Annotated in this window: 18 protein-coding genes; 6 read left to right on the top strand and 12 right to left on the bottom strand. The window is 70.4% G+C overall.

All coding sequences use genetic code 11. The features are described 5' to 3' along the window. Positions 1-93: 93 nt before the first annotated feature. A complete protein-coding gene (locus ACWDSL_RS07910; RefSeq protein WP_450482817.1) occupies positions 94-1,266 on the top strand; it encodes a macro domain-containing protein in 1,173 nt (390 codons plus the stop codon). A 295-nt stretch (positions 1,267-1,561) separates the two neighbouring features. Here ACWDSL_RS07910 and ACWDSL_RS07905 read toward each other — a convergent pair whose 3' ends face one another. After that, on the bottom strand, positions 1,562-2,260 hold the full coding sequence (locus ACWDSL_RS07905) for a 4Fe-4S cluster-binding domain-containing protein (protein WP_450482815.1): 699 nt from the start codon (positions 2,258-2,260) through the stop codon (positions 1,562-1,564). 337 nt (positions 2,261-2,597) lie between these two features. Between ACWDSL_RS07905 and ACWDSL_RS07900 the strand changes: the two genes are divergently transcribed. The 4 genes from ACWDSL_RS07900 to ACWDSL_RS07885 are packed head-to-tail and all read left to right on the top strand — an operon-like array spanning position 2,598 to position 7,106. Beyond that, a complete protein-coding gene (locus tag ACWDSL_RS07900; protein WP_450482813.1) occupies positions 2,598-3,290 on the top strand; it encodes a hypothetical protein in 693 nt (230 codons plus the stop codon). Then, complete coding sequence (locus ACWDSL_RS07895; RefSeq protein ID WP_450482811.1) at positions 3,287-4,093, top strand: hypothetical protein; 807 nt, start codon at positions 3,287-3,289, stop codon at positions 4,091-4,093. The genes ACWDSL_RS07900 and ACWDSL_RS07895 overlap by 4 nt, the downstream gene beginning before the upstream one ends. After that, entirely contained in the window at positions 4,071-5,660 is a 1,590-nt protein-coding gene (locus ACWDSL_RS07890; RefSeq protein ID WP_450482809.1) for a hypothetical protein, read from the top strand. Before ACWDSL_RS07895 ends, ACWDSL_RS07890 begins: the two co-directional genes overlap by 23 nt. A gap of 15 nt (positions 5,661-5,675) precedes the next feature. Then, positions 5,676-7,106 carry a hypothetical protein gene (locus tag ACWDSL_RS07885; protein WP_450482807.1) on the top strand — a complete coding sequence of 477 codons (1,431 nt, stop codon included), beginning with the start codon at positions 5,676-5,678 and terminating at the stop codon, positions 7,104-7,106. Positions 7,107-7,147: 41 nt separating this feature from the next. Here ACWDSL_RS07885 and ACWDSL_RS07880 read toward each other — a convergent pair whose 3' ends face one another. The 4 genes from ACWDSL_RS07880 to ACWDSL_RS07865 all read right to left on the bottom strand — a co-directional run bounded on the left by ACWDSL_RS07880 (position 7,148) and on the right by ACWDSL_RS07865 (position 8,343). After that, complete coding sequence (locus tag ACWDSL_RS07880) at positions 7,148-7,438, bottom strand: hypothetical protein (RefSeq protein WP_450482806.1); 291 nt, start codon at positions 7,436-7,438, stop codon at positions 7,148-7,150. 134 nt (positions 7,439-7,572) lie between these two features. After that, positions 7,573-7,824 (bottom strand): hypothetical protein, encoded by a 252-nt coding sequence (locus ACWDSL_RS07875; protein ID WP_450482804.1) that lies wholly within the window; start codon positions 7,822-7,824, stop codon positions 7,573-7,575. 88 nt (positions 7,825-7,912) lie between these two features. After that, complete coding sequence (locus ACWDSL_RS07870; protein ID WP_450482802.1) at positions 7,913-8,080, bottom strand: hypothetical protein; 168 nt, start codon at positions 8,078-8,080, stop codon at positions 7,913-7,915. Then, positions 8,080-8,343 carry a hypothetical protein gene (locus tag ACWDSL_RS07865; RefSeq protein WP_450482800.1) on the bottom strand — a complete coding sequence of 88 codons (264 nt, stop codon included), beginning with the start codon at positions 8,341-8,343 and terminating at the stop codon, positions 8,080-8,082. The genes ACWDSL_RS07870 and ACWDSL_RS07865 overlap by 1 nt, the downstream gene beginning before the upstream one ends. A gap of 381 nt (positions 8,344-8,724) precedes the next feature. On the opposite strand from ACWDSL_RS07865, the gene ACWDSL_RS07860 reads away from it, so the two are divergent. Then, complete coding sequence (locus ACWDSL_RS07860; RefSeq protein WP_450482798.1) at positions 8,725-11,784, top strand: Tn3 family transposase; 3,060 nt, start codon at positions 8,725-8,727, stop codon at positions 11,782-11,784. 98 nt (positions 11,785-11,882) lie between these two features. On the opposite strand, the gene ACWDSL_RS07855 is transcribed toward ACWDSL_RS07860, so the two are convergent. The 7 genes from ACWDSL_RS07855 to ACWDSL_RS07825 form a co-directional block, all read right to left on the bottom strand. Next, positions 11,883-12,095, bottom strand: a complete 213-nt coding sequence (locus ACWDSL_RS07855) for a hypothetical protein (protein ID WP_450482796.1) — start codon at positions 12,093-12,095, stop codon at positions 11,883-11,885. Beyond that, positions 12,092-12,259 carry a hypothetical protein gene (locus ACWDSL_RS07850; RefSeq protein WP_450482794.1) on the bottom strand — a complete coding sequence of 56 codons (168 nt, stop codon included), beginning with the start codon at positions 12,257-12,259 and terminating at the stop codon, positions 12,092-12,094. The genes ACWDSL_RS07855 and ACWDSL_RS07850 overlap by 4 nt, the downstream gene beginning before the upstream one ends. Positions 12,260-12,373: 114 nt before the next feature. Further along, positions 12,374-12,898: a cupin domain-containing protein gene (locus tag ACWDSL_RS07845; RefSeq protein WP_450482792.1), complete on the bottom strand. Its 525-nt coding sequence runs from the start codon at positions 12,896-12,898 to the stop codon at positions 12,374-12,376. Continuing rightward, the gene (locus tag ACWDSL_RS07840; protein ID WP_450482790.1) at positions 12,895-13,335 is read right to left on the bottom strand and encodes an SDR family NAD(P)-dependent oxidoreductase; all 441 of its coding nucleotides are present in this window, start codon (positions 13,333-13,335) and stop codon (positions 12,895-12,897) included. Before ACWDSL_RS07840 ends, ACWDSL_RS07845 begins: the two co-directional genes overlap by 4 nt. Before the next feature lie 74 nt (positions 13,336-13,409). Continuing rightward, positions 13,410-14,060 (bottom strand): FMN-dependent NADH-azoreductase, encoded by a 651-nt coding sequence (locus ACWDSL_RS07835; RefSeq protein WP_450482788.1) that lies wholly within the window; start codon positions 14,058-14,060, stop codon positions 13,410-13,412. Between the two features lie 90 nt (positions 14,061-14,150). Next, the gene (locus tag ACWDSL_RS07830) at positions 14,151-15,461 is read right to left on the bottom strand and encodes an FAD-binding oxidoreductase (protein WP_450482786.1); all 1,311 of its coding nucleotides are present in this window, start codon (positions 15,459-15,461) and stop codon (positions 14,151-14,153) included. Beyond that, positions 15,458-16,357: an LLM class flavin-dependent oxidoreductase gene (locus ACWDSL_RS07825; RefSeq protein WP_450482784.1), complete on the bottom strand. Its 900-nt coding sequence runs from the start codon at positions 16,355-16,357 to the stop codon at positions 15,458-15,460. Before ACWDSL_RS07825 ends, ACWDSL_RS07830 begins: the two co-directional genes overlap by 4 nt. Positions 16,358-16,383: the final 26 nt, after the last annotated feature.

Genomic DNA, 16,383 nt, shown 5'->3' with positions numbered 1-16,383 from the left:
CAAGGTGACCACGCCGGAGCGCCCGGACCAGCCGAACCGGATGCAGTCCGCACCTCCTACGGGAATTACGGATCAAGTCTTAGCCTGGTGACCATGAGTCAGGAGACATGGCCCTCAGATCTGCCCACATACGATCAACTCCTGAACGAACTGAAAGACATCCGCAGACCGGGCCTGGCCGACCTGCGCAGAACAGATCGGCCGGCGCTGCGCGCGGCGGCCGTGGCGGGCGGCTTCTGCGACGGCCCCGACGACGCCCCGGCCGGTATCGAGGCCCTGCTCAAGGAGGCCGTCCGGCGGCTCGGGGAGAACGGTGTGCACGGCCGCGCCGCCGCCCACACCTTCGGGCTGCTCCCCGACCGCCGGGGCGACCCCGCCGCCGACCGCCGCAAGCTGGCCGCCGCGGTGTACGGCGTCAGCACCGAGGGGTTCCGCAAGCGGCAGGAACGGGAGGTGATGGAGCAGTTGGCCGAGGCCGTGCTGACCGTCCTGCGGGAACGGCTGGGCTTCTCCGGCGCACAGCCGTCGGGCGGCCCGCCGCCCTCCGACGGGCCGGGCGGGCAGGGTGAGCTGACCCACGGGCCGGGCGGGCCGATCGGGCTGGGCGGACCGGGTGGCCGGGCGGGTCAGGAGCCTCCGCTGCGGGTCGACGGCGTGCCGGTGGTGGACGCGCGTAGCACATTCACCGTGCATGTGTCGCCCATCGAACTGCTGCGGGACATCGAGGTGCTGGTCTCCTCGGAGAACGTCTACCTGGAGATGTCGAAGACCTTCCGCCCCACCGTCTCCGGCGCGCTGCGCCTCGCCGCCGCCGTACGCGACCCCGCCGGGGAGATCGTCGACGACGTACTCGCACGCGAACTCGCGGCGTGGCTGCGCGCCCACGGCCGCCCCGGCCTGCCGGTCCGGCCGGGCACGGTGGTGCCCACCTCGTCGGGGGCGCTCGCCGCGCGCGGCGTCCGGCGGATCTACCACGCCGCGGTGGCCACGCCCGAGGAGGACACGTACCACGTACGCCCGGAGAGCATCGCCCGCGCGGTCAGCGCCTGCTTCGCACTCGCCCGGGCGGAGCGCGACCGCTACCAGCCGGCCCTGTCGTCCATCTGCTTCCCGCTGCTGGGCGCGGGGCGGGGCGGTCTGCCGCCGTCGGTCAGCGCGACCTGGCTGCGCTGGGCGATCCGCGACGAACTCGCCCGCGACGCGCGCTGGCGGGTGCATCTGGTGGTCAGGAGCCGGGAGATAGCCGAGGCCGTGGGCGCGCTGTAGCCGCCACGCCGGGCGTGCGAGCTCCGGCTGTGGTGTGGCTGGTCGTGCGGACTCCGGGCATGGCGCCGCCAGTCGTGCGGACCCCGATCGTGCTGACGTCGGTCGCAGCGACTCCGGCCGCGCCAACTCCCGCTGCCGCCGGGCCGACCGTACTGACTCCGGCCGCGTCGACGCCCACCGGGCCGACTCTGGTCGCGGTGACCACGCCGACCGTGCCGACTCCGACCGCAGCACACACCCCGACCGGGACCGCGACGACGGCCCCGACCACCCCCACCCCCGCCACCGCCACCGCTCAGGGCCGCCAGCTGGGCCCCGTGAGGCGGATACCCACCCGCCGCAGTCGGCGCTCCAGCGCCGCCAGTTCGCCGCGCCGCGGCACTCCGTAGAGCCGCACATCGCCCTCCCCCTCGACCACTTGCAGACGGGATCCGCTCGCCGTCCGGGCCAGATGCTCCTGGTAGCGCGCCCGCCCCAGTGCCGTACGCGGCAGCATGCGCTGGTTGGCCGAGCCGCGCCAGATCAGTTCGGTGGGCTCGGCCACCCGGAAGCGTCCGGTCACCACGACGTCGGCGTGGTGGACGGCGGCGGAGCGCGCCGGGTCGCGCTCCACTTCTTCCTCCTCGTATCCCGTGTAGAGGAGGAAGTCGACTTCACGGCCGGACGCCGCCCGGGCCTCCGCCGCCCCGGCCAACAGGGCGGCCAACCCCGCCGGTTGGTCGAGCGGTTCGCCGCCGCTGACGGTCAGCCCGTCGGCCCCATCCGCCAGCGCCGCGCGCCAAAGGTCGAGCAGGGACGCGACCGTACGGGAGGTGCCGCCCTGCGGGTCCCAGGTGTGCCGGGACATGCACCCGGCGCAGGCCAGCCCGCATCCCTGTAGCCAGATGCCCAGCCGCCGCCCGGGACCCAGGGTCTCGACCGGGAAGTGGGTCTGGCTGACCCGGAGCAGCACCGGCTCCCGGACCGACTCCCGGCCCGTAGGGGCGTTTTCCACCGGCCCGCCTCCTTTCCCGTCCGGCTGGGCCAAACCCGTTCCCAATTCCATGATCGATATTCCATGATCGCCATAATCGATGACATGAAGTCCTCGGAACCATTCCAGTATGACCCTGCGTCAGGCGACTACAGGGGCGTTCTCCGGGCGGCTTCCGGGCGTTTTCGGGAGTGGCACGGTCGGGGAGCATTCCCGGGTATGAGCTGACCGCTACGGTCTGAACAGGTATTCGGCTCGATTGCCGTGCCGCTTCGGGGAGGGAAGCGGAATGCCGCTCCCGTGATGCGGCCATCCGTAGCCGAATTCCATGCCGAGGGAAATCGGGGGAGAGAAATCCATGATCAGATCCGACAGCGTCAACGGCGTGGTGCGACGAGGGCACCTCGGCCGTATCGCGCGCTTCAGGGCCAAGTGGCGAGGGAAGCGCGACGGCGAGCGGGGCGTGCCGCGCATCCCCGTCCGGTATTTCGAGGGGCGGCACAACGCGCCGCCCGAACTCTTCGAGCCCCCGGACCCGGACGAACTGCCGCTCCCCGCGTACGTCATGGAGGTACGGACCACCGCCCGCCGGGCCATGGAGCAGATGCGCTCCTCGATGATCGGGCAGGAACACGCCCTCATCAGCAAGTTGCGCGCCGAGTCGGTACGCGTGGTCACCCAGTACGACGTCCGCGAGGACCCCAGGCCCGCCGCGCTCGCACGGTACGGCCAGTGGGTGGGCCAGTGGCGTACGACCGTCGACCGCTGCCGCTCCCATGCGCAGGCCGTCGCCGACCAGGCCAACCAGCAACTCGCCTGCTACTGGGACGCGGTGCGCGCCACTCACCCCCAGTTCATCCGCCTCGCCGGGCGCCCGCCCGGCGACTGGCTGCCCGGCCGGGTGGAGCTGGACCCGTCCTGGCACCGGCCGGACGTCTGGCTGCTGGCCGACGACGAGGACGCCCGGACGGCCACGTCCCGGGCGCTCCAGATACTCGAGCGGCAGAACACCCACAGCACCCACCGCGTCGACGGGAGGAGTACACGATGACCGTCAACAACCCAACCCCCGAACTCCCGCGCCGCCCACAGCGCCCGGCCCCCCGCCGAGGAGCCCCCCGCCGCGCGCTGACCGCCGCCCTGGTGCTCACCATCGCGGCGACCGCCGCCACCGCCTGCGACGCGGTGTCCAACGAACCCGAGCGCTACTCCCAGGCATGCGGAGTGGTCGTGGACGGCTCGGGCTCGGCCGCCGCCAACAAGACCGGCTTCGACGCGAAGGCCAAGCTCAACGCGACGCTGAACACCTTCCTGACGGACAACAAGTGCCGCAAGACGTCCTTCGCCCCGATCACCAAGGTCTCCCAGGCGTCCAAGTGCCAGGTCAGCCCGCTCGACCTGGACCCGGACACCTCGAAGACGGCCGACCGCGACCGGACCCGTAAAGCCATGCGGGCGGTCGCCCTGTCCAGCGCGCAGAAGCTGCTGCGCTGCGCACAGGACGAGGAGCCGGGCTCCGATGTGCTGGGCGGCCTGTCGCGTATCGCGCTGACCAAACCGTCCGGCGGCGACGACGACTCGTTCGATGTGCTGGTGGTGAGCGACTTCGACCAGGGCGACCCGGACTTCCGGCTGGGGCGGCAGGACCTGTCCACCGCCGCGAGCCGCGCGAAGACCATCGACGCCTTCCTCAAGTCCCACCACGAGCCGGAGCTGTCCGGCGCCGATATCTATCCGGTGGGTTACGGCATGAAGTACCACACCGACACCGCACGGTACGACCAGTTCAACTCCTTCTGGACGGAGCTCCTGGAGGGGAGGGTGAAGGCACGTGTCCACACCACATACCGTTAGCGGCGACGACGAGGACGAGCCGCGGCGGCTGAGACTGCGCCGCCGCAGGCCCGACTCCGACCGCGGGCGCCGCCGGGGCCGCGCCGCCGCGCGCCACTTCCCCGACGGGTCCCTGCCGCAGCCGGAGCCTGTCGAGTCGGACCTCATCCGCGCCGGCGACAGGACCTGGTTGCGCGACCAGGCCCGTAAGCACGGCGCGGCGGCCGGCGAGCGGCAGGTCTACGACCCTTGGGTGCTGGCGAGCCCCGACCGGATCTCGTACTTCGCCGAACTGGCCAGCCTGCGCGACGGCGTCAAGCACCGGCTGACCGAGGAGTCGGCGCGGGCCGACGAGGCCGGCGCGCTGGAAGCAGGCCGGATGCGGGCGGCCTCCAGCGCCGCGGCTGAGCGGCTGGAGCGGGCGAACCGGCGGCGCACCGTCCTGGAGCGGCAGCAGATGGTCACCACCGCGCAGCTGGACCGGCTGGCGCGGCGGGCCGACCGGTGGCAGACCTTCCGCGACACCGTGCGGGGCAGCTTCGAACGGCGCTGGCTGCGCAACCGTATGCCCCCCGACTGGACCGACGGCACCGACGCCACCAGTAACGGGAACGGACCCCAGGGCCCCGCCGCCGACCGCCGAGCCGCCGCCCAGCACCGCGACGACGAGCCGCAGACCGCCCGGGACCACGCCCGCTGGCAGGCCATATCGGAGCGCGACCCGGCGGCTGAGGAGGCCGACGGGTTCGACCGGGTCCTGGCCGACCGGGCCCTGTCCACCAGGGCGGCCTGGGAGGGCGCGGCGGCCCGCCCCGGTATGCCGCGCTGGATCAAGATCGGGGTGCTGGGGCTGCTGATCGCGGTCGAGTTTCCCGTCTACTACACCGTGTTCGAGAATCTGCACGGCGTCGGGGCCTTCGCCAATCTGCTCTCCGTCAGCCTCACCGTGGCCGTCGCCGTGGCGATGATCCTCGCCCCGCACATCGGCGGCCGGATCCTGCGGCGCCGGTCCGTCACCGGCGCGGTCCGGCTGTCGGCCGTGCCCGCCCTCGCGCTGATCGGCGTATGGGCGTACGGGGCCTGGGCGCTGGGCGATCTGCGGGCCAAGGTGGCGTTCCAGGAAGAGCCCCCGCTGGAACTGCCGGCCGATGTGCCCAAGGACGTCAGGGACAGCATCGGCAACCAGCCGAGCCTCATCGAGTCCCTGAATCTGGACCCGCACAGCGTCTCCTTGATGTTCGTCGCGCTGCTGCTGCTCTCCGGAGGCATCGCCTTCCTGCTCGGGCTCGGCGAGGAACACCCGTATCTCGCGGCGTACCGCACCACCGCCGAGCAGCTGCGGGAGCTGGAGGAGCAGACCGAGGCGGACACCGCCGGTGTCGAGCGGGCCAAGGAGGCCGAGGCCACCCTGGACGCCCGCGCCGGAGCGCGCCGGACGGCCCATGAGGCGCGCCTGTACGCCGTCGACGCCCTGTACGAGGCCGCGGCCCACGCCTATCTGGACGGCCTCGCGGGGAAGTGCGCGGACTCGGCGGTCACCGAGGCCGCCAAGCGGCTGTCGCAGCAGTGGCCGCTGCTGCCGCGCTGAGGGGGTGGATGACCGATGGAACCGGCGGGCGAGGAGCAGTACATCCTCATCACGCAGTGCCTGCAGAACGACTTCTTCCTGAATCTCGACTGTCAGCTGTCACTGCCGGAGAGCGCGGTGTCCAAGCTGCTGCTGGACAGCGAGGGCGGTGAGGCCCTTCGTACGGAGGGCCACCGCCGGGTGCTGCCCGAGGCGGAGCTGCGCCACTCGCCTCTCGCCCGCTTCCTCGACGCCACGGTCGGCTCGCGTATGCGGGGCCACGGCGACGGGGTGCTCCACCTGATCAACGTCCGGGACTGGCATGTCCCGGGGGAGGCGTACGACCTCGAACGCAGGCAGTACGGCGCGCACTGCGAAGCCGACACCTGGGGCGCGGCGTACGTCGACGGCCTCACCGACCTGCTGGCCCCGGAACCGCCTCCCGACTGCCGCCCCGAGGACGAGTGGGGCGGCAGGCTGCGCGTCCACCACGTGCGCTCCAACACCCTCTACGACTTCCAGGACACCCCTGCCACCCGCGAGTCCTCCCCGCTGGCCGCGCTGCTGGACGAGCTCCTGGCCGACGGCCGGCACGAGACGACCCATGTCGTCGTGATCGGCGTGCTCACCGACATCAAGATCCAGCTTCTGCTGACCGGCATCCGCTCCCGCTACGACGTCCGGCAACTCGTCGTCTCCGACGCCCTCACCGCCAGCCGCACCCTGGAACGCCACCTCACCGCCCTGGACTTCTGCCAGCGCGTGCTGCGCACCGAGGTGATGACCGGACTCGCGGAACTGGCCCGCTTCCTCGGCTCCCGCCCGGACGACGACCGGCGGCTCACCCGGGGCGGGGGTGGGAGCGGGGGCGGGGGCGCGGAGTTCGCCGGCTACTCCTCGTACATCCAGGACAAGCAGGGCATCCTCTCGTACGAGGACGCCCGGCTGCGCGACTACCGCATCCAGACCTCCGAACGCCTCAGACAGGCCCAGCGCACCGTCGGCTTCGCCAGCAAGTTCCTGCTGGGCCTCGGCACCTGTCTGCTGCTGACCGCCCTGCTGCTCTCCCTCCTGGGCGTCTTCTTCCCCGGCCGGGTCGGCTGGCAGAGCCCCGCCGTCCTCGGCGCCCTGGGCGCCGGGCAGATCGTGACGCTCTTCTTCACCCGGCCGGTCAGATCCGTCCAGGACGCCCTGGCGGAGGAGACGATCTACCGGATGGTCCTGGAGAGCCGCAGCCTGAAGGTCGCCCTCGCCCGCTACCACGTCACCACGGCGAACGCGCTGCGCAGACATGACGACTTCGGCTCGCAGTCCGATGCTCTGGAGCGGCAGCTGGAGGTCCTGGAGAAGATCGACGCGGCGGACTTCGAACGCCTCAAGGGCCTGGGCGTGACCCCGCGCACCGACCAGCCGGGCCCGGGAACCCGCGGCCGGGGCGCCCGTCGCGGCCGTACGCGCTCAGCGTGAGGCTGTCACCGGGCCGGGCCCGCCGGGTGTCCGGCGGGCCGCTACGGGGTGAAGCGAATGGTGACGTTCGCCCAGCCGTCCGGGCTCGCGTAGTGCCATGTGCCGGTTTCGTCGGCGGACAGCATCGCTTCGGAGCACAGGGCTCCGACGAGGAGTTTCCAGGGCTCGTCTCTCTCATCGGTTCCCCCGTGGAACAGATCACGTAGCGACTTGTCGGCCGCCTCGAATATGGCCATGCGGATATCGAAATACCGCGCTTGGTCGACGGTTCCCGTGGTGACGCCGGATGCGCCGATGAACGTCCATTCGGCGTGCCAGGGTCTGCCTGTCATGGTTGATCACCGATCTGGCGAAGTGCTCCCGGCGACTTTGCGGTGAGTATGAGACACAGACACGCCGTGGCGTCGGCGTGTCGTCGTCCGATACTCACCGCAAATCTCTGGTGCCGGTGGCGTGGGGGCGTGGTCTATGCGGGGGCGATGCCTCGTTGGCGCTGGGCGTGAAGCCGGGCGAGGGCTCGTAGCTGCCGCCGCTCGTACGCGGTAGCGGGGCGTACCGAGACGCAGTGCGATCGCCATTCGAGGCCTGTGGGGCGGGTGAGGCACACCATCGGGCCGTCGAAGTCGGTGATGGTCCCGGGCATCTCGTACCGCCGGTCGTAGACCACCATGCCGACCGCAAGACTGGGCAGGATGTTGGTCCAGTCCCCGCCGTTCACTGCTCGCCCCTGGCGCGGCATCGGGTGTGCGGGAACGAACTCGGTGGCATGTCGGCCCCCGGCGGGATGAACACGACGGGCCTGGTTTTCACTTCGGCCTCCGCCCCAGATGCTGGGCGATCTGTTCGCTCAGGGCTACCGATGGCTGCCGCAGTTCCTCAAGGGTCGGGCGGCCCTCGTCGCCCTGCTGCCCGCCCGGTCCGTGCTGTCCGCCGTCCTGCCCCTCCTGCGGCGGGAGCGTCGTCGGGTTGCTCACTACGCCACCACCCTCACGCCGTGGATGACGCGCGGGCCGACGTCGATGCCGTGCACGGCCAGCCACAGCGTCCGCCGACGTTGCCGTCGCAACCGACGCTCGGCGCCCTCCAGTTGCTCGTGGGCTACGACGTAGGGCCGGATCAAGGCGGCCCCGTGGCCGTCCGGCGGCCCGGAAGCCGGGCGGAACTCGACGGTGGAGACGTTCACGCGCTCCGCCGCCATGGATCGTGCCGGTGTGTCGGGTACTCGCGCTGTACGCATCGTCGGAGGGTGATGGTGCTGCACGGCGGGACGGCCGTCGGCCGCGCGGTGTCGGCCTGACGGCGGTAACACCAGCCGTAGCAATGCTTCGAAGACCCACGCGACGGCGTGGGTCATGAACTTCCGACGCACGGGGGGGACAGCCGGTTTGCGACGTGTGAAGAAGGAGGGCAGCCGGAATACGTCGGAAATGTGCCGTAGGCCGTCTGCGATGGTGATCTGAAGTCACTGGCCCGCCGGCGGCTCACCTGTTCGTGGGTTCTTCTGATGATTGGCGGCGGGGCGCCTGGCTGGCTTTTCCCTGGTCATGTGCTTGTGGTGTCTGTGATCGGCTCAGCTGCGCGTGCTCCGCACGGGTGAGCGGCCGGGATTATGCGGCGCATGGCTTCGGCGGAACGTACCGCGTACCCGCGGTTCAAGCGCACCATCTCCTCGCGCGAGCTGCACGAGGCGTTCACCCCCGGCACGGCCGAGGTGACGTGGGCGCGCGGCAAGGCGCGGTCGCCGGAGCATCTGCTGGCACTGGTGGTGCTGCTGAAGAGCTACCAGAAGCTGGGCTACTTCCCGGATCTGGGCCAGGTGCCGGAGCTGGTGGTCGGGCATGTGCGCGGCCTGCTGGAGCAGGACGAGAGCGTTCAGCCGCGGCACGACTCGGTGCGTACGGCCGCGCGGCAGCGGGACTTCATCCGCGAACGGCTTGGCGTGGTCTACGACATGGAGCAGGCCCGCCAGGTCGCCGCAGCGGCGATCTACGAGGCCGTGCAGACCAAGGACAATCCGGCCGACCTGATCAACGTGGCGCTGGAGAAGCTGGTCAAGGCGAGAATGGAGCTGCCCGGCTACTCCACGCTGGACGAGATGGCCTCGGCGATCAGGACCGAGGTGAACGAGGACTTCTTCGCGGCGATCGTGTCGCGGATGGATGAGGTTGACTGCGCCCGGCTGCTGGGACTGCTGCGGGTGCCCGCGGGCGGTCGCAGCAGGTTCGACGAGCTGAAGCGGCCGGCGAAGGCGCCGACGGTCTCCCATCTGCGCGAGCATCTGGCCCACCTGGACAGGCTGGAAGCGCTGGGGGCGACGGCGACGTGGCTTCAGGGGGTACCGCCGGGGAAGGTGGAGCACTTCGCCGGGCAGGCGAAGGTGCTGGACGCCGCCGAGATGTCCAAGGTCGGCGTGGTGAAGCGGTGTGCGCTGCTGGCGAGTCTGCTGCACATGGCGAAGGTGCGGGCCCGAGACGAGCTGGTGACGATGCTGTGCAAGCGCATGGGGTCGATCACGAAGAAGGCGAAGGAGGACCTGGAGAAGATCCGTGAGCGGCACCGGGCGGAGTCCGAGCGGCTGATCGCGGTGCTGGGTGAGGTGCTGGAAGCGGCCAAGGACGCGGTCGGCTTCGACGGCGAGTCGGTCACCATCCCCACCAGTGCCCGCAGGCAGAACGCGGTGCATGCCGAGTGCGGCAAGGCGGTGCTGGAGCGGCTGGAGAAGGCCGGTGGGCTGGCCAAGCTCTCGGAGGACCACGAGTTGGTCTCCGCCCACCACGGCGACAACTATGCGCCGCTGATGCGGCGGCACTTCCGCAGCCACCGCAAGGTTCTGCTCGACCTGACCGAGACCTTGTCGATGGTCGCCACCTCCACCGACGACTGTGTGCTCCAGGCGGTGGGGTTCTGCCAGGCCATGCGGCACCGCGGCAGCCAGTGGGTGCCGGTGACGTACACCGTCACCGAGGAGGACGGCACCGAGAAGACGAAGACGGTCTCGGCCGACTTCGCCTCGCAGATGTGGCAGCGCATCCTGTTCGACAAGCACAAGCCGGGCAGGATCAACCGGCGGCACTTCGAGGTGTGCACGCTCTTCTACCTCACCCAGGAGCTGCGGACCGGAGACGTGGCGGTCATCGGCTCGGAGTCGTACGCCAACCTGCACGACCAGCTGCTGTCCTGGCAGGCGTGCGAGCCGCTGGTCGCCGACTACTGCGCGCAGGCCGGACTGCCCGCCACCGCCACGGCGTTCACCGCGGCGCTGAAGCAGAAGCTCACCGCCACGGCCGCGAAGGTGGACGCCGGATACCCGGACAACGCGGACCTAACCATCGACACCGCGTCGGGGAAGATCGTGCTCACCCCGCGCAAGGGCAAGGACCGCCGCAAGTCCGCGCAGGACCTGGAGGCGGAGATCCTGCGCCGGCTGCCGGAGTGGAGCCTGCTCGATGTGCTCGCCCGCACGGCGTACTGGATCCAGTGGTGGCGGCACTTCGGCCCGGCCTCCGGAAGCAATCCGAAGATCCGCGACAAGCTCGCCCGCTACGTCCTGACGGTCTTCTGCTACGGGACGAACGCGGGGCCCGCGCAGGTCGCGCGGCACATGCGGCAGAAGGTCTCGGTGCACGAGCTGTCACTGGCGGGCAACCAGCACATCACCGCGGAGAAGCTGAACGCCGCCTCGGCGGACGTGATCGACATGTTCATCCAGCTCGACCTGGCGCACGTGTGGGGCGATGTCGGCAAGGCCGGGATCGACGGCTCCCAGTACGACACCTGGGAGAACAACATGCTGGCCGAGTCCCACATCCGGTATGGGGGATTCGGCGGCATCTCGATGAGGCATGTGTCCGACACCTATATCGCGCTCTTCAGCCACTTCATCCCGTGTGGCGTGTGGGAGGCGGTGTATCTGTTCGAGGGCCTGCTGAAGAACCAGTCCGAGGTGACCGTGGACATCGTTCACGGGGATACGCAAGGCCAGTCGCTGCCTGTCTTCGGGCTCGCGCAGATGCTCGGTGTGGAGCTGCTGCCGCGCATCCGTAACTGGAAGGACCTGACCTTCTACCGGCCCAGCGCGACGGTGAAGTACCAGCACATCGACCCGCTGTTCGGCGACCCCGAGAAGGACGTCATTAACTGGCGGCTGATCGAGAACCACTGGCAGGACCTCATGCGCGTCGTGCTGTCGATCCGCGAGGGCCGGCTGTCCTCGGCCGCGCTGCTGCGCAGGCTGGGCAACGAGTCCAAGCGCAACCGCATCTACCAGGCGTACCGCGAGCTCGGCCGGGTCATGAGGACGATCGTGCTCCTCAGGTTCTTGTCGGAACCCGAGCTGCGCGAATCGATCCAGGCGATGACGAACAAGGTCGAGGCGTTCCACAAGTTCAGCAACTGGCTGATGTTCGCCTCCGACGTGCTCCAGGACAACGACCCGGACCATCAGGAGAAGACCATCAAGTTCAACGAGCTGCTGGCGAACTGCCTCATTTTTCATACCGCCGTGGACATCACGAAGGTGGCCAACGACCTCATCGACGAGGGGTGGGAAGTGGACCCGGTGGACCTGGCCACCGTCACCCCGTACATCACCAGCAAGACCCGCCGCTTCGGGACCTGGCACCTCGACATGGAGCCGCCGGAGAACGAGGCGGTAGGGCGGCTGCGGATGGCCGCGTGAGGGTGCGGTCTATGCGATGAACCCGCGCCGGTACAGTCGAAAGGGCGCCCGCAGTCAGCTCCGATGACTGCGGGCGCCCTTTGCGCCGACCGCCCCGGCTACGTCAGCGCCAGGTGGTGGCCGACTGCTGGAACGGTGCGCAGCGGCTCGATCCGCCCGTCCAGCTCACGCAGCGCGGCCAGGGTGCCGAGCGGGTGCTCCTGGAGCAGGGCGTGCAGCCGGGTGCACAGGTCGTCGATTTCGTCGGCGACATCCACCGGATACATCGCCTCGGTCTCGGCGGCGAGGTGCTCCTGCCAGTCCGCCCTCACCGCGGCCGCGACCGCAGCCGGGTCGTCGCCGACCGGGTGAGCGGGGCCACGGTCCAGGCCGCCGCCGGCATCGCCGCCCTGGTCTCGGCTGCGGCCGCCAGCACCGTGAGGATGCCGGCGGCCACCGCGATCCGGCTGTCCGGATCAGTTCCCAGTTGCCGCACGGGAGAGAGCCACGTCCGCGTTGTCGGCCATGGGCTCTTGCGCCTCACGCGCTGCTCAGGCCTTCATGACGCTGGGCAGTGCCGCGGCCGACGGAAGCCACACTGAGCGCATGGCTACTTGGGGTCGTCCGGGAGCAGGGTCACGTGGTGTCGTGTGAGCTCCTCGACGAGCGGCGCGAACTCCTCCGGCCCCCACTTCGGTGCCTGCTCTCCGGGTACCGGGTCTATCCCGTTGTCGATCCAGAACTGCTCGTGGCCGCCCGGGAAAAGGAACGTGAGCAGAGTGGCGGGAAGCGCCCCCACGTTCTTGAATCCATGTCGATTTCCGCGGGGAATCCAGATGAAGTCGCCAGGACCGGCGGCGAGGACTTCATCCCCGTTGATGAACTCGAAGTCACCCGTGAGGATATAGAAAGCTTCGTCCTCCCTTCCGTGCGAGTGCGCCACGGCTCCGCCACCGGGCGGGACGGAGGTCTCGAGCACGCCAAGTCGGCCATCCGTCTGTGCGGCTGAGATCTTCACGGTAGTCGTATCACCGATGAGCCACTTGGTGATGCCCTCGCCGCGTCGCACGAAAATACCGTTTCGCTGGGTCCAGCGCGGGTCTTCCTTGTCCGGGATCGATACGTTGAAGGTCATGTCATTCCTCTTGTTGGTGGTTCTGATGATGCTTGACCGCATTCAGGTGTCCCCAGCTTTCGGCACCGGAGTTGAGATCTACCGCGGTTCGTAGACGGAGCCGCTCCCGTACGCCGGCCCATGATTGACGTGGCCCCGGTTTCCATCGGGCAGTGCGTCACGCAGGCACTGGACGACGCACAGACAGCTCCAGCAATGGGGAGACCCTCCACGCCGTAACCGGCGTTATTGACCAGCACGTCGACGGGGCCCACGGTCTGCGTCACTTCGTTGACGACGGCGGTGACTTGGTCGTGGTCGGTGACGTCCAGGATGCGGGCCTGGGCCCGGCCCGGTGCGTGATCGCACCCGGATGAGGCACTGGTCCACCCACGGGGCGCCACCGGCCGAGCGGCGGCGACGATGAGCCGGGTGTCGGCATCGAAGACGACCTTCATTCCCGTGGACGCTGTTGCGCGAATCCAGTACGCCGTGCGATGTCCTAGCAGGGACGCACACGGCGTTCTCGTGTTTACGCGGCGAGGCGTTCGGCGAGGGCCTTGGCCTTGGTGGCCGCGTCCTGCAGAGCGCGGTCGCGGGAGGTTTCGAAGAGCGGCACCAGCTCGGCCATGGCCGGGACGTGCGGGGCCATGGTGAGTTCCGGGACGATGAAGTCGAGGTCGAGGGCGAGCATGTCGGCGAGGGTCGCCGTCAGGTAGTTCTGCACGTACTCGTAGCCCTCCTTCGGGGTGCCGGGCGCGTAGGAGCCGCCGCGGCTGGCGACGACGGTGACCGGGGTGCCGTTGGCGGACGGGTTCTCGCCCGAGGTGCGGCCGAAGAGGATCACGTTGTCCAGCCATGCCTTGAGGGTCGAGGGGATCGAGTAGTTGTACATCGGGGCGCCGATCAGCACCGCGTCTGCCTGCTCCAGTTCCTCGATCAGCTCGAGGCGTTGAGCGAAGGCGGCGGCCTGCTCGGGCGTGTGGGCGTTCGGATCGGCGAAGCCCGCGGTGTGTGCGTCGGCGGTGATGTGTGGGACGGGGTGGGCGGAGAGGTCGCGGTAGATCACCGTGCCCTCCGGGTGCTGCTCCTCCCAGGTTGTGCGGAAGGTCTCCGTCACGGCGCGGGAGGCGGAGGCGCCGCCCGGGAACACGGACGAGTCGATGTGCAGCAACGTGGCCATGGAGTATCTCCGGTAAGGGGTGAGATGAAGGGTCGGGCGCCTGCGGCGGGTGCCGCGGGCTCGTGGTCGGTGAGGTGAATGGGGCCGCGGTCAGGCCGGTGGCCGGGGGCGCAGGACGCCGTCCGCGTCGTAGCGCTTCCACAGGTCGGTGACACGGGTGCCGGTCGGTCCCGGGTAGGCGCGGGCGAACGTCTCCTCGTCGGGGGCGCTCTCGAAGTTCACGTAGGAGCCGTCGGTGAGCGGGGCGAGGGGGCGCCAGGCGGCGGCCAGCGTGGCGCGGTCGTCCGGCGGGAACGCCGAGGCGACGACGAGGGTGTTCTGGTGGCGGTGCGCGAACGCCGTGGCCGAGGGGGCAGGGTCGTGGGTCGCGCCGCCGAGTGAACGCAGCTGGATCAGGACCGGGTCGGGGGCGGCCGATGCGGTGACCAGTGCGCGGGCGGCGTCCGGGGTCATGTCGGTGAGCAGTCCGTTGGTCGTGCTGGCGGGCATCTGGCCGGAGTTGGCGTGCAGATGGTGCGGTGGGACCAGCTCGGTGTAGGGGACGACGTGGGCCTGCTGGGCCCTCACGTCGCCGATGCCGAGCAGCGGTTCGACGGCGTCGCGGATGACGGACGGGCGGTCCGAGGCCACGACCGCGGTGATGAACGCGGCAGTGCCGGTGCCCTGCGAGGACAGCATCACCGCCGTCGACAGCTCGCGCGGCGCCTGCGCCATGACGTCGGCCCAGCGGCGCAGCGTCTGACCGGCCGGGTCCACTGCGGCGACCAGCTGTGCGTGGCCGACGTCACGAAGCTCCATGGCCTCGATCTCGAAGGCCACCGCGATCCCGGCACCCGCGCCGGCCCCGCGCATCACCCACAGCAGGTCGGGCTCGGCCTCCGCATCGGCGCGCACGGCCGTTCCGTCGGGCAGGACGACCTCGACGGCACGGATGTGGTCGATGGTGAGCCCGTACTGCCGTACGAGCCATCCGACGCCGCCCCCGGTGGCGATGCCGCCGACGCCGACGTTGCCGTGGTCGCCCGAGCTGATGGCGAGCCCGTGCGGGGCGAGCGCCTGGGCGACCTGGGCCCAGCGGGCGCCCGCCTCGACGCGGACGAGTCGGGAGCCGCGGTCGAGGACGTCGACCCGGTGCAGCGCGCTCAGGTCGATGACCAGCCCGCCTTCGTTGGTGCCGCTGCCGGACAGGCCGTGTCCGCCGCTGCGGACCGCCACCCGAAGCCCCGTCTCCCGCGCGAGCCGCAGCGCCGCTGCGATGTCGCCCGCGGACTCGGGCACGACGACGGCGGCCGGGTGGCCGACGGTGGTGTAGGTGGAGCGGAGCGGCCGGTAGCGGCGGTCGTCGGGCGTGACCACCTTGCCCGCGAGCTCGGCCGGCACGGCGGAGAGGGCGCGGTTCATCGCCCGCTCCGGATGGCGTCGACGCGCTCGCGCACCACGGGCACAACCTCGCCGGCGAAGCGTGCGAGCTGCCGTTCGGGGTCGGTGGCGGGCCAGAAAACGAAGGTGTCGAAGCCGAGTTCCACGGCCCACTCGGTGAGGGTGTCTGCCCACCGCCGCACCTCGCCGACGAGCCCGGGTCCGTCTCCGTGGTCGCCGATCACGCCGATCACGTTGTAGACGCGCCGCAGCGTCCGCGGGTCGCGGCCCGCGTCGGTGGCCGCCTCGTCGATGATCCGCTGCCGCGAGGGCACCTCCTGCGGTGGGACGTAGATGTTCAGCGGAGAGATCCAGCCGTCGGCCAGTCGGCCGGTGACGGCGAGCATCCTGGGCTTCTGGGCGCCGAGCCAGAGCTCGACGGGCTTCGGGGGCACCGGTCCGGCACGGTAACCGTCGACGGAGTGGTACGGGCTGTGCAGTCGTACGACGTCCCCGGCCAGGGCCGTGCGCAGGAGCCCCAGGGACTCCTCAGTGAACGCCACCATGTCCTGGCCGCGTCGCGCCGGTCCGCCCATCGAGGCGATGGCGTCGGGGATGCCGCCCCCGCCGACCCCGAGCTGGATCCGTCCGTCGGTGAGCACGCTCAGCGACGCGGCGGTCTTGGCGAGCATCACCGGCGGGCGCAGCTGCAGGTCGGCGACATCGGTGAGGAAGGAGATGCGGTCGGTGGCCGCGGACAGATGGGTGATCAGAGTCCAGGTGTCGAGGTGGCCGGGCTGGTACGGGTGATCCTGAACGGCGAGGTAGTCCAGGCCCGAGTCCTCCGCCCTGCGCGCGAGGCGCCGGGTCTGGGCCCATGCCCCGGCGGAGGGGTCGAGGCTCACTCCGAAGGAGAGCGGGCGTCCGTAGTCGGTCATGAGTCCAGGGTGGGCCGGACCGCCCC

Source organism: Streptomyces sp. NPDC000941, assembly GCF_053599555.1.
The sequence above is the reverse complement of the archived record's forward strand: the minus strand, read 5'-3'. Positions and strand labels throughout refer to the sequence as shown.

Bases quoted from the DNA above. Each gene is read 5' to 3' on its own strand.
- ACWDSL_RS07825 (WP_450482784.1), bottom strand. From the start codon at position 16,357: ATGACCGACTACGGACGCCCGCTCTCCTTCGGAGTGAGCCTCGACCCC.
- ACWDSL_RS07845 (WP_450482792.1), bottom strand. From the start codon at position 12,898: ATGACCTTCAACGTATCGATCCCGGACAAGGAAGACCCGCGCTGGACC.
- ACWDSL_RS07860 (WP_450482798.1), top strand. From the start codon at position 8,725: ATGGCTTCGGCGGAACGTACCGCGTACCCGCGGTTCAAGCGCACCATC.
- ACWDSL_RS07910 (WP_450482817.1), top strand. From the start codon at position 94: ATGAGTCAGGAGACATGGCCCTCAGATCTGCCCACATACGATCAACTC.
- ACWDSL_RS07900 (WP_450482813.1), top strand. From the start codon at position 2,598: ATGATCAGATCCGACAGCGTCAACGGCGTGGTGCGACGAGGGCACCTC.
- ACWDSL_RS07865 (WP_450482800.1), bottom strand. From the start codon at position 8,343: ATGCGTACAGCGCGAGTACCCGACACACCGGCACGATCCATGGCGGCG.
- ACWDSL_RS07840 (WP_450482790.1), bottom strand. From the start codon at position 13,335: ATGAAGGTCGTCTTCGATGCCGACACCCGGCTCATCGTCGCCGCCGCT.
- ACWDSL_RS07830 (WP_450482786.1), bottom strand. From the start codon at position 15,461: ATGAACCGCGCCCTCTCCGCCGTGCCGGCCGAGCTCGCGGGCAAGGTG.
- ACWDSL_RS07880 (WP_450482806.1), bottom strand. From the start codon at position 7,438: ATGACAGGCAGACCCTGGCACGCCGAATGGACGTTCATCGGCGCATCC.
- ACWDSL_RS07895 (WP_450482811.1), top strand. From the start codon at position 3,287: ATGACCGTCAACAACCCAACCCCCGAACTCCCGCGCCGCCCACAGCGC.
- ACWDSL_RS07885 (WP_450482807.1), top strand. From the start codon at position 5,676: ATGGAACCGGCGGGCGAGGAGCAGTACATCCTCATCACGCAGTGCCTG.
- ACWDSL_RS07835 (WP_450482788.1), bottom strand. From the start codon at position 14,060: ATGGCCACGTTGCTGCACATCGACTCGTCCGTGTTCCCGGGCGGCGCC.